General features: G+C 61.4%; 16 protein-coding genes and 1 pseudogene. 7 read left to right on the forward strand and 10 right to left on the reverse strand.

What is annotated here, in order from left to right; all coding sequences use genetic code 11:
- Window positions 1-8: 8 nt before the first annotated feature.
- Both mqo and Q8O69_RS21140 read right to left on the reverse strand, forming a co-directional pair.
- A complete protein-coding gene (gene mqo, locus Q8O69_RS21135) occupies window positions 9-1,511 on the reverse strand; it encodes a malate dehydrogenase (quinone) (protein ID WP_305594331.1) in 1,503 nt (500 codons plus the stop codon).
- 457 nt (window positions 1,512-1,968) lie between these two features.
- A complete protein-coding gene (locus Q8O69_RS21140; protein WP_305594333.1) occupies window positions 1,969-2,202 on the reverse strand; it encodes a hypothetical protein in 234 nt (77 codons plus the stop codon).
- A 165-nt stretch (window positions 2,203-2,367) separates the two neighbouring features.
- On the opposite strand from Q8O69_RS21140, the gene Q8O69_RS21145 reads away from it, so the two are divergent.
- Complete coding sequence (locus Q8O69_RS21145) at window positions 2,368-2,952, forward strand: YajG family lipoprotein (RefSeq protein WP_275961716.1); 585 nt, start codon at window positions 2,368-2,370, stop codon at window positions 2,950-2,952.
- 67 nt (window positions 2,953-3,019) lie between these two features.
- Here Q8O69_RS21145 and Q8O69_RS21150 read toward each other — a convergent pair whose 3' ends face one another.
- Window positions 3,020-3,226: a hypothetical protein gene (locus tag Q8O69_RS21150; RefSeq protein ID WP_275961715.1), complete on the reverse strand. Its 207-nt coding sequence runs from the start codon at window positions 3,224-3,226 to the stop codon at window positions 3,020-3,022.
- 270 nt (window positions 3,227-3,496) lie between these two features.
- Here Q8O69_RS21150 and Q8O69_RS21155 point away from each other — a divergent pair, with 270 nt between their 5' ends.
- Window positions 3,497-3,784, forward strand: coding sequence for a hypothetical protein (locus Q8O69_RS21155; RefSeq protein ID WP_305594334.1), 288 nt, complete (start codon window positions 3,497-3,499; stop codon window positions 3,782-3,784).
- 64 nt (window positions 3,785-3,848) lie between these two features.
- On the opposite strand, the gene Q8O69_RS21160 is transcribed toward Q8O69_RS21155, so the two are convergent.
- The gene (locus tag Q8O69_RS21160; RefSeq protein WP_305594335.1) at window positions 3,849-5,015 is read right to left on the reverse strand and encodes a 1-acyl-sn-glycerol-3-phosphate acyltransferase; all 1,167 of its coding nucleotides are present in this window, start codon (window positions 5,013-5,015) and stop codon (window positions 3,849-3,851) included.
- Window positions 5,016-5,143: 128 nt separating this feature from the next.
- Between Q8O69_RS21160 and Q8O69_RS21165 the strand changes: the two genes are divergently transcribed.
- From Q8O69_RS21165 to Q8O69_RS21175, 3 genes are all read left to right on the forward strand, one after another.
- Window positions 5,144-5,326 (forward strand): CPXCG motif-containing cysteine-rich protein, encoded by a 183-nt coding sequence (locus Q8O69_RS21165; protein ID WP_090375916.1) that lies wholly within the window; start codon window positions 5,144-5,146, stop codon window positions 5,324-5,326.
- Window positions 5,326-5,586: a putative signal transducing protein gene (locus Q8O69_RS21170; RefSeq protein ID WP_305594336.1), complete on the forward strand. Its 261-nt coding sequence runs from the start codon at window positions 5,326-5,328 to the stop codon at window positions 5,584-5,586. Before Q8O69_RS21165 ends, Q8O69_RS21170 begins: the two co-directional genes overlap by 1 nt.
- An 82-nt stretch (window positions 5,587-5,668) precedes the next feature.
- The gene (locus Q8O69_RS21175) at window positions 5,669-6,286 is read left to right on the forward strand and encodes an SOS response-associated peptidase (protein WP_305594337.1); all 618 of its coding nucleotides are present in this window, start codon (window positions 5,669-5,671) and stop codon (window positions 6,284-6,286) included.
- Window positions 6,287-6,353: 67 nt separating this feature from the next.
- On the opposite strand, the gene Q8O69_RS22315 is transcribed toward Q8O69_RS21175, so the two are convergent.
- Window positions 6,354-7,196, reverse strand: coding sequence for a methyl-accepting chemotaxis protein (locus Q8O69_RS22315; protein ID WP_371136218.1), 843 nt, complete (start codon window positions 7,194-7,196; stop codon window positions 6,354-6,356).
- Between the two features lie 15 nt (window positions 7,197-7,211).
- A pseudogene (locus Q8O69_RS22320) lies at window positions 7,212-8,489 on the reverse strand (HAMP domain-containing protein); the annotation flags it as partial.
- Between the two features lie 178 nt (window positions 8,490-8,667).
- On the opposite strand from Q8O69_RS22320, the gene Q8O69_RS21185 reads away from it, so the two are divergent.
- Window positions 8,668-9,480 (forward strand): M48 family metallopeptidase, encoded by an 813-nt coding sequence (locus tag Q8O69_RS21185; RefSeq protein ID WP_305594341.1) that lies wholly within the window; start codon window positions 8,668-8,670, stop codon window positions 9,478-9,480.
- A 54-nt stretch (window positions 9,481-9,534) separates the two neighbouring features.
- On the opposite strand, the gene Q8O69_RS21190 is transcribed toward Q8O69_RS21185, so the two are convergent.
- From Q8O69_RS21190 to Q8O69_RS21205, 4 genes are all read right to left on the reverse strand, one after another.
- Window positions 9,535-9,978, reverse strand: a complete 444-nt coding sequence (locus Q8O69_RS21190; protein WP_275961708.1) for a ketosteroid isomerase-related protein — start codon at window positions 9,976-9,978, stop codon at window positions 9,535-9,537.
- Window positions 9,979-10,083: 105 nt separating this feature from the next.
- Window positions 10,084-10,668 (reverse strand): TMEM165/GDT1 family protein, encoded by a 585-nt coding sequence (locus tag Q8O69_RS21195; protein ID WP_305594343.1) that lies wholly within the window; start codon window positions 10,666-10,668, stop codon window positions 10,084-10,086.
- A 244-nt stretch (window positions 10,669-10,912) separates the two neighbouring features.
- Window positions 10,913-11,911, reverse strand: coding sequence for a class I SAM-dependent methyltransferase (locus Q8O69_RS21200; RefSeq protein WP_305594345.1), 999 nt, complete (start codon window positions 11,909-11,911; stop codon window positions 10,913-10,915).
- Between the two features lie 28 nt (window positions 11,912-11,939).
- Window positions 11,940-12,905 carry a 2-hydroxyacid dehydrogenase gene (locus tag Q8O69_RS21205; protein ID WP_305594347.1) on the reverse strand — a complete coding sequence of 322 codons (966 nt, stop codon included), beginning with the start codon at window positions 12,903-12,905 and terminating at the stop codon, window positions 11,940-11,942.
- Between the two features lie 82 nt (window positions 12,906-12,987).
- Here Q8O69_RS21205 and Q8O69_RS21210 point away from each other — a divergent pair, with 82 nt between their 5' ends.
- Window positions 12,988-13,617, forward strand: coding sequence for a LysE family translocator (locus tag Q8O69_RS21210; protein ID WP_305594349.1), 630 nt, complete (start codon window positions 12,988-12,990; stop codon window positions 13,615-13,617).
- The last annotated feature ends 9 nt before the right edge of the window (window positions 13,618-13,626 follow it).

A 13,626-nucleotide genomic window follows, 5' to 3' on the forward strand; every position in this document is an offset into this window, starting at 1 on the left:
AGCGCGGTTTAGGCGCTGACGGTCTGTTCCAGCTGCAGGAGCGCATCGGAGCGCGACTGCACTTCGCGGTAACGCTCGGCATCGCTGGCGAGAACGGCGCCCATGGCTGGGAAGATCTCGTTCAGCTTGCTGCTCCACTGCTCTGATTTGACCTGCGCGCCGAAGCAGCGCTGGATCAGGTCGAGCATGATCGACACGGTGACCGAGGCACCTGGCGAGGCGCCGAGCAGGGCGGCGATTGAGCCGTCTTCTGCAGCCACCAGTTCGGTACCGAACTGCAGGATGCCGCCGTTCTTCGCGTCCTTTTTGATGATCTGCACACGTTGGCCAGCCATCTCCAGGCGCCAGTCTTCGGCTTTGGCTTCAGGGTAGAAGCCGCGCAGGGTTTCCAGGCGCTGTTCTTCGGACTGCAGCACTTCCTTGACCAGGTAGCGGGTCAGGTCGAAGTTGTCGCGCGCCACCGCCAGCATCGGCCCGATGTTGTTCGGGCGTACCGACAGCGGCAGGTCGAGGAAGGAGCCGTGACGCAGGAACTTGGTCGAGAAGCCGGCGTAAGGGCCGAACAGCAGCGAGGTCTTGCCATCCACTACGCGGGTATCCAGATGCGGGACCGACATCGGCGGCGAGCCGACCGCAGCCTGGCTGTAGACCTTGGCCTGGTGCTGCTTGACCACTTCCGGGTTGTCGCAACGCAGCCACTGGCCGCTGACCGGGAAGCCGCCAAAGCCTTTACCTTCCGGAATGCCGGACATCTGCAGCAGCGGCAGTGCCGCGCCACCGGCGCCGAGGAAGACAAACTTGGCCTGGATCTCACGGCTGCTGCCGTTCTGCTGATCCTTGACGCTGACGCGCCAGCCATCGGCATTACGCTTGAGGCCGACGACCTTCTGGCTGCAGGTGACTTTGGCGTCTGCCTGCTGGCCGAGGTGGTCGAGCAGGTGCTTGGTCAGGGTGCCGAAGTTGACGTCGGTACCGGCCATGACGCGGGTGGCGGCAATCGGCTCGTTCGGGTCGCGACCCGGCAGCATCAACGGCATCCACTCGGCCATAGTGGCGCGGTCTTCGGTGTATTCCATCTCGGCGAAGGCGTGGTGCACGGTCAGCGCGTCAAAGCGCTTCTTCAGGTAGTCGATACCTTTCTGGCCACGAACGAAGCTCAGGTGTGGAACCGGGTTGATAAACGACTTGGGCGAACCGAAGCGGCCTTTCTCGACCAGATAGGCCCAGAACTGCTTGGATTCTTCGAACTGGGTGTTGATGGTCACCGACTTCTTGATGTCGATCGAACCGTCCGCCGACTCCGGCGTGTAGTTCAGCTCGCACAGGCCAGCGTGGCCGGTGCCCGCGTTGTTCCACGGGTTGGAGCTTTCAATCGCTCCGGAGGCCATCATCTCGAGCACTTCCAGCTTGATCGCCGGGTCGAGTTCCTTCAGCAGTACGGCCAGGGTCGCACTCATGATGCCGGCACCAACCAGCACCACATCCATTGTTTCGTAATCGTTTTGCGCCATTACCACTTCTCCGCAAACCAGCACTCAATAGACGTTAGTCAGCTTATGTATGCACACAGCCAATCAGCAGTCGGCGAGACGCTCAGGGTTGAAGGAAGCAGGCTTCTGGGTGCAGATGCCAACCGCGAGATCGTTCATTTTCGCCACACTCTTGTGAAGTTTTCCAAACCGTTTTTTCACGCTCTTTTGGAGTCGTGAACCTCAAAACGCGTCAGCCTGGGCCAACTTTTTCCACGACGTGAAGCGACCATTGCAGCAACTGCATGGCATTTCACAGTGGGAAAAAGCGGCAGCCGGAAGGCAGCGCGAAGTGGGCGACTCTCTGGGGCGCGGCCGATGAATGGTGCATCAGCGTGACGGCAGGGCCCGAACAGGAGGCGTCCTTATAATCGGGGCGCGATTATAAGGGCAAAGCAGGAAAATTGATCGCCTGGTGTGACTTTTCTTCTTCCGCTGGTCAGGCCGCCAGCGTTTGCCGCACGCGCAGGCATGGCGTGACCTGGACGGTTCTGACGCCGGCTGGCAGCGGCCGATTGAGCCAGCTCATGCAGCTGTGTTGCACCTCAATCCAGCCAGAGCCTTGTGGCGCCTGGGCTGACTGGCGCAGGGCGCGGCAGATGCCTTGCCCATCAACCAGGGCAAATGAGCGCATCGGACGACGTGGGGCGAGCAGGCTGCGCAGTGAAAACATGGCGGGTCACTCACTAACAGGGAAGACTAAAGTCTTATGCCTGATGCGCATGACAAGGGCGTTACGGGAACCTGTTGGCGCGATAAACGTCCTAGCGCTGTCAGGCATTTACTGCGCTGGTTATACTGCGCGCCACTTCTACCCCTTATTTATGGAGAGTTGAGCATGCTGCATCGTCTGCTGTTTGGTCTGGTGGCTGTTGCCAGCCTTACTCTGGTGGGTTGTGCCCACAGCCCGCAACAACTCAGCCCACAACCCAAACTCAATAGCCCGCTGACCGCCGTTGGCCAGGGCCAGCCGGTGGTGGTGCGGGTGGCCGATGGTCGTCCTTCGCCCGTGCTGGGCACCCGTGGTGGTCTTTACCCGGAAACCAGCGCTATCAGCGTGACCGGCCAGGACGTTCTGCCCAAGCTGCAGGCCCAGGCTGAAGCGGCCGTACGTCTGCTCGGCTTTACCCCAAGCGCCAACGCCTACAACGCGCCGCAGCTGACCCTGACTCTGGCTGAGCTGAAATACCAGTCGCCGAAAGAAGGCCTGTATGTGACTGAGGCTGACATGACCGCGACCTTCCGCGTTGATGTGCAAAACAGCAGCCGTCGTTACAGCGGCCGTTACGGCGCGTCACTGAACCAGCGCTTCGGCATGGCGCCGAATCAGGCGACCAACACCAAACTGATCAGCGATGTGTTGAGCGATGCCCTGACCCGCGCCTTCAAGGACCCGACCATCGGCCAAATGCTCGCGCAGTAAACCTCGGCGCAGTTATGAAAAAGCCCGGACTATTCCGGGCTTTTTTACATCTGCATTTTGCGGCCGTTCAGGCAGCTTCGCTATAGAACTCGGGCATGCTCATGCCGGTCAGCGTATCGACATCAGGCAGGGCGTAATGCTCGTGGCCGCCCATGGCGCAGTAGACCAGCCAGTGGTCGTCTTGCACATTGAAAGACAGCCCGTCGATGACGGCTTCCACGTCATCCAGCGAATCGATCAGGTAGTCGCGGTCTTGCGGTTGGGCGTGCAGCATGGTGCGTTCCTCCATGGATGATTAAAACCTGTCACCGTGCTCGAAGCCTTTTTGGCCAAGGCGTTGGGACGAGTGTTAGACCATAGCTCACGTAGATGACAGTGTTTAGACCGCTTGGTCATAGCAGCTGCGATTCGTCGGAATCGAGCCGCGAGTGCGGCAACCTTCGGTAGACTCCGCGGCCGTATTTGGACTGCCCGAGACTGCATCGGGTGTGCTGATAATCAGGCGCGACGTTGATCGCAAGCCTTATAGAAGTTGAGGTCGAGCATGTCGTTGCAAGCGCTCTGGTTGCTGATCGAAGGTCAGCCTGGGCAGTGGCTTAATGGGCTGGCGCTGTTCTTTGCACTGGCCGGCTCCTGGCTGTTGCTGGCCACCCGCATGCGCGAGCAGCGCGCCCTGGCGCGGTTGCTGGCCGGTAATCAGTTGAATGAACTGGCGGACGAGGCCTATGCCTTTGGTGAGCCGACGCTGCGCCTGAACCGCTTCTTTTATCGCTTCGGTCATGCCTGCCTGGCGGCGGCCTTGCTGCTGTCCTGGCTTAGCACACAGCTGTAACTCGGTTTCTCGGGCAATAAAAAACGGCAGCCAATGGCTGCCGTTTTTTTGGGCTGCGCTTTGCCTACAGCGGCAGACCGGCCTTGATCCGGTACTGGTTACGCACCGGGTTGGCGTATTGCAGGATCAGGTAGGGCCGCTGCTCGCTCGGGCAGTTGTCCAGGCGTCGCTGCCATTCGCTTTGCGCCGTGCTGAGCTCTGCCGCAGGAAACAGTTCGGCAGCGCTGGGCACGGCCAGCTCCGGGTCGCGGTCAGCCCACATGGCATAGGCCAGGTAGTGCACGGGAAACAGCCGATAACCCGTGAGAATCTGCCGATCCATTTCCGCCGCCAGCAGCTTGCTGTCCTCCAGCCCCTGGCTGACCGGCGCGCCGAAGTGCACATGCACGCGGCCTTTGTAACCGGTGATGCCGAGGGCAATGCTCTGGTCATCCTCGCCCGCTGCCTTGGTGTAGCTGCCGCTGCTGGCGCGGATAAACAGCTCGCGGGCCTTGGCCTGGTCGCAGGGGTCGTACTCGTAGCTGATCGATACAGGGGTCAGGCGCAGGGCGTTGATCACCTCGGCGAACGGCTCGCCCTTGCGGCTCATATGGAACATCTTGAGGATCGCCGAATCGGTGCGGTCATCACCATCCTTGGCGCGGCCTTCGGCCTGGGCGATCCAGATCGACTCGCCATCATTGCGGATCGAGTGATTGATATAGGCCGAGAGCAGCTGGTAAGCCGCCAGCTTCTCGCGTCGCCCGCTGATCGAACGGTGCACGATAAAGCTCTTGTTCAGGCGCATCAGGTCGCTGACAAAAGGCTTCTGCAGCAGATTGTCGCCGATGGCGATGCGCGGCGTTGGTAGGCCTGCGTGGTACACCGCGTAATTGACGAACGCTGGGTCCATGACGATATCGCGGTGGTTGGCGAGGAACAGATAGGCCTTGCCGGCCTGCAGGTGTTCGATGCCGGAATAGCTCACGCCATCGGTCGCCTGCTCAATGGTGCGGTCGACATAGCTCTCGATGCGCGTCTGCAATTGCGCCACCGAACTCACGTCGCGAAACTCAAGACGCAGGCGATAGGCTATAAGTGGTTTAAGCAGCCAGCCTAAAGGTGCCGCCAGGCGCGGGAAGCGGAACTGGGTGAGGATGCCGAGAAACGCATCATCGGCCAGCAGGCGCGCCAGCACGGCAGGGACTTCGGCGTCGGCGTAAGGTCGGATGGCATCGAATTCGCCCATCATGCTCTCTTGTTGTGGGTGGCTGTGGAGATGCTTACTGCGCTGGTCGTTGCGCGTGACAATGGATAGTGCGCGACTGCAGGGCCAGCTATAGACCGGCGATTATAACGCCAAGTCACAAGGAGACAGCGATGCTGGAAAGCCAGGACTACCAATGCCCCTATTGTGGTGAGCAGGTTGAGGCGCTGCTGGACCTGTCGGCCGGCGATCAGCAGTACATTGAAGACTGTCCGGTGTGCTGCCGGCCGATCGTGTTTTCGCTGCAGACCGATGGCGAGGACTGGAGCCTGGACGTGCGCGGGGAGAATGACTGATGCAGCGAATCTACGAGCCGCAGGACCTGATGGAAGGCGAACTGTTGCTGGGGATGTTGGCCAGTGAGGGGATCGACGCCTATCTCACTGGGCAACACCTGGCTGGTGCTGTGGGCGAGTTGCCCGCCTGCGGCTTGCTCGGGGTGATGGTTGAGGATGACCAGGCGCACAGCGCACAACAGCTGATCGCCGCGTACAATGCCGCGCTGCCGCTGCCGACGGATGAGCCTGAAAGCTTTCAAGGCTCGCTGCTCTGTTAAATCTAGTCTGGCGGCGCACCTGACTTACTGCTTGCTGGCCGTCTGGTCGGTGCATTTACTGCTGAACGCTATCGAGTTTTCCATGTGTGGACGTTATGCCCTGTTCCGTTGGACGCCTGCATTTGCGGCGATTCCCGGTTTTCCCGCTGATCAGTTACCGCACTGGAGCATTTCGCCCAATAGCCAGGTGCTGCTGCTGCGCAACGTCGAGGGCGAGCGCCAGCTGACGCGTGCGCGCTGGGGGCTGACCCCGCCCTGGTTGACTGATCTGACCAAAACTCCGGCTCAAGCTCGTGCGGAAACCCTGGCCGAGCAGCCGATGTTTCGTGAGGCGTTTCGCCTGCGTCGCGGTCTGCTACCAGCCAACGGGTTTTACGAGTGGCGGGGCACGGCGCGCAAGCGCCCGTACTGGCTCACCGGTGAGAGCACACCGCTGTATTTCGCCGCTTTGTGGGAAGCCTATCCCGTTGAGGGTTGTGTCTACCTGAGTGCTGCGGTGGTAACTCAGGCGGCGGCCAGTCAGCGTCGCCCACTGATTCTCGATGAGGCGGGCCAGGCTGCCTGGTTGGCTGCCGACACCCCAGCGGCCGAGTTGCAGGCCTTGCTGGCGAGCCCGCAACCGGCGTTGCGCGAGCGGGTGCTGGCCAACCTGATCAATGATCCCAAGCTCGATGCCCCTGAGTGCCTGACGCCGGCCTAGGCCATTAACAGGGCGCAAGAAAAAGGGCGGACTGTTATGGCAGTCCGCCCTTTTTGTTGCAACTAGATCAGACCCTGAACTGGTTGATCAGCCGACGCTGCTGTTCGGCCAGCTTGGTCAGTTCGGCACTGGCCTGGCTGGCTTCGTCAGCGCCGCCGGCCACTTCATTGGCCACCTGGCCGATATTGGTGACGTTGCGGTTGATGTCCTCGGCCACCGCACTTTGCTCCTCGGCGGCGCTGGCGATTTGGGTGTTCATGTCGTTGATCACCGATACCGCCTGAGTGATCGATTCCAGTGCCTCGGCGGCTTGGCTGGCCTGTTGCACGCTGACCTCGGTCTTGCCCTGACTGTCCTCCATCACCTTGACCACGTCGCGCGTGCCCTGTTGCAGCTGCTGGATCATGGTCTGGATTTCTTCGGTGGCCTTCTGGGTTTTCTGCGCCAGGTTGCGCACCTCGTCGGCCACCACGGCAAAACCACGGCCCTGTTCCCCGGCGCGGGCCGCCTCGATGGCAGCATTGAGCGCGAGCAGGTTGGTTTGCTCGGCAATCCCGCGAATGGCTACCAGGATGGCATTGATGTTCTCGCTGTCCTTGGCCAGGGTTTGCACCACGGTGACCGCGCGACCAATTTCCTGCGCCAGGGCGGCAATCGCCTCGGCGGTGTGCTGCACCGTCTGCTTGCCCTGATTGGCGGCGCGATCCGCATGGTTGGCGGCCTCGGCCGCATGGGTAGCGTTGCGCGCTACGTCCTGGGCGGTGGCGGTCATTTCATGCACGGCGGTGGCGACCAGTTCGATCTCCGCCAGCTGTTTCTGCACGCCCGTGTTAGTGCGGATAGCGATGTCGGCGGTGTGTTCGGAGGAGTCGCTGACTTTCTGCACCGAGCTGACCACCTGGGTAATCATGCTTTGCAGCTTGCCGAGAAAGGTATTGAAGCCCTTGGCGATATCACCCAGTTCATCGCTGCGGTTTACCTCCAGGCGGCGGGTCAAATCGCCGTCGCCCTGGGCGATATCGTCGAGCATGGTGACCATCTGCCGCAGTGGGCGGGCGATGCCGTAGCCAACAAACCAGATCACCAGCATGCCAAGGCCTGCAACCAGCAGGCCGACCATGGCCATGCCCAGGGTGTCCGCTTCGGCCTGTTTGGTGAGGCCGGTCTGCAGTTCCGTCAGGTCGGCGAACACTGCGCTGGTCGGCAATACAATGGCCAGGGTCCAGCGTGTCGAGGTGCCGGCGACCTGGAACGGCAGCAGCAATTGCAGTAGCTGGCGTTGTTCGTCGAGCTTGTTGATCGGCTGGTCGTTGCTGCTTTGTTTGAGTTGATTCAACAGTTCGGGGTCGATGGCCTTGCTCGCCGGCTGGCCAACCAGGGTCGCGTCCTGGGTTGCAGCAATCAAAGTGCCGTTGGAGGCGATCAGGGCAAGCTCGCCGGCGCCGTCATACAGCTCGCCTTTGGCGATGTTCAGCCGCTCCTGGATAAAGTCCAGGGCCAGGTCGTTGCCGGCAACGCCGCGGAACTGGCCATTGACCATGATTGGCGCATTGAAGGCCGCGACCAGTACCTGCTTGCCGCCGAAGTCGTAGGAGGCCGGGTCGATCACGCAGGGCTTGCCGGTTTCCTTGGGGCACAGGTAGTACTCGCCCGTGCGCACTCCGGTGGGCTGCACGTCCTGGCCTTCCATCTGCTCCACGGTCAGCGCGTCGAGCTTCAGCTGGTCGCCATCACGGTACCACCAGGCCATAAAGCGGCCGGTGTGGTCATAGCCGTTTTCCTTCTGGTTGACGTAGAGGTCGTCGTCCTGATCGAAGGCGTTGGGTTCCCAGCCGATGTAGAGGTCAAGTAGTTCTGGGTTGGCCTTGAGGTACACACCGACCAGATTGCTCAGTTCCTCGCGGGTCAGGCTGATGCCTGGGCTGCCATTAGTGCTGCCCATCTGGCTGTTGAGGGTGGCCAGGGCTTTGGCCACCGTCATGGGATGTTCAAATTGGCGCTGCAGCTGGCCAACCTGGGCTTTGGCCAGGGCGTTCAGACGTTGGTCGATCACATCCTCTAAGAGGCCTTGGGTGCGTTCTTGCACCTGGGTCTGGGTGCGCGCTCCGGCGAACAGGGCGTAGAGCACCAGGGCGACGACTACTGCCAGGATGCTGGCCCCCGCCATAAGTGCCACGGAGGACTGGATCGACTTGAATCGCATAGGGACTCCTCAACGTGTTAGTTGCGCCTGTCCCTGGCTTATCGGCAGCGTAGCTTCAAAGCATTAGCGCGCCGCTGTATCTAGCAAAGAGCCTTGTGCGACATAGCGCAAGTTGTGCGGGTTGTTTTGCCCTGATGCACGGCCTAGCATACGGTCCCTGTCGTGAAGGAGAACTGACATGAATATCCCATTTCGTCTGGCCAGCCTGGCGCTCTGCAGCCTACTGACCGCTTGCCAGGCGGTGAACACCACCAGCGGCGGCGCCGTAGGTGTTGAGCGCAAGCAATACATGTTCAGCATGCTCTCGACCCAAGAGGTCAATCAGATGTATGCGCAGTCTTATCAGCAGACCCTCGGCGAGGCGTCCAGCAAGGGCGTGCTGGATAAAACCAGCAATAACGCCAAACGCCTGCGCACCATTGCGGATCGCCTGATCAAGCATGCCCCGCTGTTCCGTCCGGATTCGGCGCAGTGGCAGTGGGAGGTCAACCTGATCAAGAGCCCTGAGCTGAACGCCAATTGCGGCCCAGGCGGCAAGATCATTTTCTACAGCGGGATCATTGAAAAGCTCAAGCTCACCGACGATGAGATCGCCGCGATCATGGGCCACGAAATGGCCCACGCCCTGCGCGAGCACAGCCGCGAGGCGATGTCCAAGGCCTATGGTGTCGAGCTGGCGAAGCAAGGCGCGGGTGCCTTGCTCGGTCTGGGCTCCGACAGTTTGGCCCTGGCCGATGCAGCCGTGCAGTACGGCATGATGCTGCCGAACAGTCGCGGCAATGAGAACGAGGCTGATCTGATCGGCCTGGAACTGGCCGCCCGTGGCGGCTACAACCCTAATGCCGCAGTCAGCCTGTGGCAGAAAATGGCCGCCGCCAGCGAAGGTGCACCGCCTGAGTTTATGAGCACGCACCCCTCGTCGAGCAGCCGAATCGCTTCTCTGCAGGCGGCGATTCCCAAGGTGATGCCGTTGTATGAACAGGCGCGCTAAAGCGCGGTAAACAAAAAGCCCCCGATTGGGGGCTTTTTGTTGAGCGTGATTTGTTCAGGGCAATGCCTTGGCAGCAAAGGGCTGGGTGGCCAGGCCCAGTTGCGAGCGGAAGCTTTCCATGTCGAACATGGTACAGATTTCCTGAATTTCATTGCTCGGGGTAATGGTCCAGAAGGCCATGGCCGAAATGCTCAGTACTTTGTCGCTGGGCGGGTAGCCGAGCGCTGGCTTCTGGATGGTGCCGATCAGGGTGCTCCAGGTGACGACCTTGTTGCCCTCAGCGATGCATTCTTCGACCACCACCTGCAGATCCGGCATGGCGTGACGGATGTCCTGCACCATCTGGGCAAATGCCGGGCTGGTTAGCGGCCTGCCGATAAACGAACTTTTGTAGAGAAAGTCTTTGCTATGCAGCTGCTCGGCAAGGGCTGTGCGGCCTTTGTTCCACGACAGGTCGATATGGTGACGAACCAGTTTTTTCCGATCATCCAGTGACATAGGTGTCTCCCTGACGGCTGAGTGGGCAGGATGTTGCGCACTGTAGCAGCCGTCTGGAAGCCGAGGTATTGGCCGAAACGCCAGTGCCCTGGCGTCAACTTGATGTCAAATCAGCCCGCTGAATTTCAGCGCCTGATACCCCGCATACACGGCCAGTGCGGCAAAGGCGCAGGCGGCCAGGCGGCGAATCAGCGTCAGTGGCAAGCGTTCAGCCGCAAAATTGCCCGCCAGAACAACTGGTACGTTGGCGATCAGCATGCCCAGGGTGGTGCCGATCACCACCAGGATAAAGTGCGGGTATTGCGCGGCCAGCATCACCGTAGCGACCTGGGTCTTGTCGCCCATTTCTGCAAGGAAGAAGGCAATCAAGGTCGTCAGGAACGGCCCGTAGCGCTTGAACTTGGAGCTTTCATCGTCATCCAGTTTGTCGGGGATCAACGTCCACAGCGCTACGGCAACAAAGCTGGCGGCGAGCGTCCAGCTCAGTGTGGCGGGGGAGAAGAAGCTGGCAACCCAGTTGCCAATCGCACCGGCGGCGAAATGGTTGGCCAGGGTGGCGACCACAATGCCGCAGATGATCGGCCAGGGTTTGCGAAAGCGCGCGGCCAACAGCAAAGCGAGCAGCTGCGTCTTGTCGCCGATTTCGGCCAAGGCAACGATAAAGGTGGGGACAAACAGGGATTCGAGCATCAGGCTTTCCTAAAGGGGCGGGTCGACATGGCTATGACACGTACAGCCTTCCCGCCCCGGGTAAGGTGTGCGTGTCATAGGTCTTGTCAAACCGCAGGCCTCTCTGAGAGGGCCTTGGGTCGCACGCGCCATGCTCTGCTGAACAAGTATGTTGACGCGTGCCGGGCGAGCTGGCGCTCGCGGGAGACTACTCCCCTAGGACGCGCGCATTCTGCCCGCGCATCCGTGATAGGGCAAGCCCCGTTTAGCTGTTGCTGGCGCGGTAGATGCGAAAGCCTTTGGCGTCGGCCAGGGTCTGGCAGGGACCGAGGTGCTGTTCGATCAGCGGCGGGTATTTTAGAAAGCTGTTGGCGACCAGGCGCAGTTCACCTTTGTTGGCCAAGTGCTGGCTGGCTTGGCGCAGCAGGTGCTCGGTGGCCTGGTAGTGGGTATGTACGCCCTGGTGAAAGGGCGGGTTGCTGAGGATCGCACTCAGCCCGGTGGGCGCGGCATCGATGCCGTCGCCATTGATCACCTCAGCGTGCAAGCCATTGGCGGCCAGGGTCAGGCGACTGCTTTCGACGGCAAAGGCGTCCACGTCCAGCAGGGTGATCTGGCTGTCCGGATAGCGGCGTTTCAGCGCCGCGCCAAGCACGCCGGCTCCACAGCCGAAATCCAGGATATGCCCGCTTGGCAAGCCATCGAGGTGTTCAAGCAGCAGCGCGCTGCCAACGTCCAGGCGGCCATGGCTGAATACCCCTGGCAGGCTGAGTACCTGCAGCGGCCCGTCGGCCAGGGCCAGTTCATAGCGTTGCGCCAGGCTGTGCAGATCCGGCGTGGCGGGTGCGTGCTCAACCCGTACTTGCCAGAGCTGACAGTGCCGTGCACTGTCGAGCTTGCGTGCTTGGCCAAAGGTCGCCAGCTGCTTGGCGGCGCGTTCAATGCCGGCGCGTTTCTCTCCGACCAGAAACAGTTCGCGCCCGCCGAGGCGGGCCGCCAGGGCATTGAGCAGGTATTCGGTCAGCTCGCGGGATTTCGGCAGAAACAGCACGGCTGCCTGGAAGTCGCGTTCGCCAGGCTGGGTGCCAAAGTGGCAGCGATTGCTGAAACGGGCGTCCAGCAGCGCGTGCTCGCCGGCATGCCAGCTCCAGCCGTGGGCTTCAGGGAGTCGACCGAGCAGGTCATCCGCCGGCAAACCGGCAAGCAGCAGCGGGCCGTTGAATAGATCGGCTTGGCGCAGCAGTACTTCGCTTCGCGGGTCCATAAACGCTCCTCGAAAAAAGTCGCGTAGCTTAGCTGACAACGCGCATAGGCGCGCCGTTGAAGAATGCCAAAGCGTTTTCACTGAGCTGGCCGACGATGCGTTGCCGCGCTTCGCGGCTGCCCCAGGCGCTGTGCGGGGTAATGATCAGCCTTGGAATATCGGCAGCGAGCAAGGGGTTGCCGTCTTTTGGCGGCTCCTGAGTCAGCACGTCGGTTGCCGCGCCGCCCAGGTGGCCGGCGCGCAGCGCGTCGGCCAGGGCCTGTTCGTTGATCAGGCCGCCGCGGGCGGTGTTGATCAGAAAGGCGCTGGGCTTCATCAGGCTGAGTTCGCGGGCATCAATCATGTTCAGGGTGTCGCTGTTCAGCGGGCAATGCAGGGTCAGTGCATCGACCTGGGGTAGCAACTCATCCAGTGACAGGCGGTCTTCACGCGCAGGGCGGCCTGGCAGCTGGCCGAGCAGCACGTGCATGCCAAAGGCTTCGGCCAGTTTTACTACTGCGCCACCCAGCTCGCCATGACCCAGAAGGCCGAGGGTTTTGCCGTGCAGCTCGACGATCGGGTAATCGAGCAGGCAGAACTGTTGCGCCTGTTGCCAGCGGCCTGCGCGAACATCCTGCTGGTAATCGGGTAGGCGCGTGGCCAAGGCAAGAAGCAACATTAGGGTGTGTTGCGCCACCGAGGGTGTGCCGTAACCCTGGCAGTTGCTCACACTGACGCCATGGGCGCGGGCGGCGGCCAGGTCAATCGGGTTGGTGCCGGTGGCGGCCACCAACACCAGCTTCAGCTCCGGGCAGGCGGCGAACACCTCGGCATTCAGCGGCACCTTGTTGCTGATCGCGACCTGCACGCCCTGCAGGCGTTCGATGGTTTGCGCCTGGGTGCTGTGTGGATACAGCTGCAGGTCAGCAAAGCAGCCGCTCAGGCTGGACAGGTCGAGGTCGCCCAGGTCGAGTGAACTGTGGTCGAGAAAGACGGCGCGGTGACTGTTACTCATCAGCTGTATCTATCCTGCGGGTTTGGGCGGGGAGTAAGGTGGCGAGCCTAACAGAATCATTTCGACGTCGCGGAGCCGCCCCATGTACTGGACCGAGTTTTTAGCTGTGGCCCTGATCCACTTGCTGGCTGTGGCCAGCCCTGGCCCGGATTTCGCGATTGTGGTGCGCGAGAGTGTGGCGCACGGGCGGCGTGCCGGCATCTTCAGTGCGATTGGTGTGGGCTGTGGGATTTTTATCCATGTGGCCTATTCGCTGCTGGGGATCGGCTTGATCGTGTCGCAGTCGATTGTGCTGTTCAACGCTCTGAAGTGGCTCGCGGCGGGCTATCTGCTGTATATCGGCATTCGGGCGCTGCGGGCCAAGCCGGCCAGCCCGAGCGACGCCGAGTTGAGCCTGGGTGAGGGTGCGCGCACGCCGCGTGCGGCCTTTGTTGCCGGTTTTGTGACCAATGGTCTGAACCCCAAGGCCACGCTGTTTTTCCTGTCGCTGTTTACCGTGGTGATCAATCCGCATACGCCGCTGCCGGTGCAGGCGGGCTACGGCGTTTATCTGGCGGTGGCCACGGCGCTGTGGTTCTGCATGGTCGCGCAGCTATTCAGCCACCAGCGGGTGCGTGCCGGCTTTGCGCGGATGGGGCACTGGTTTGATCGCTTGATGGGCGCGGTGCTGGTGGGCTTGGGCGTTAAGCTGGCGTTTAGCGAGTTGCGCTGAGTCGAGCGC

The organism is Pseudomonas sp., from assembly GCF_030690725.1.
GTDB lineage: Bacteria > Pseudomonadota > Gammaproteobacteria > Pseudomonadales > Pseudomonadaceae > Aquipseudomonas.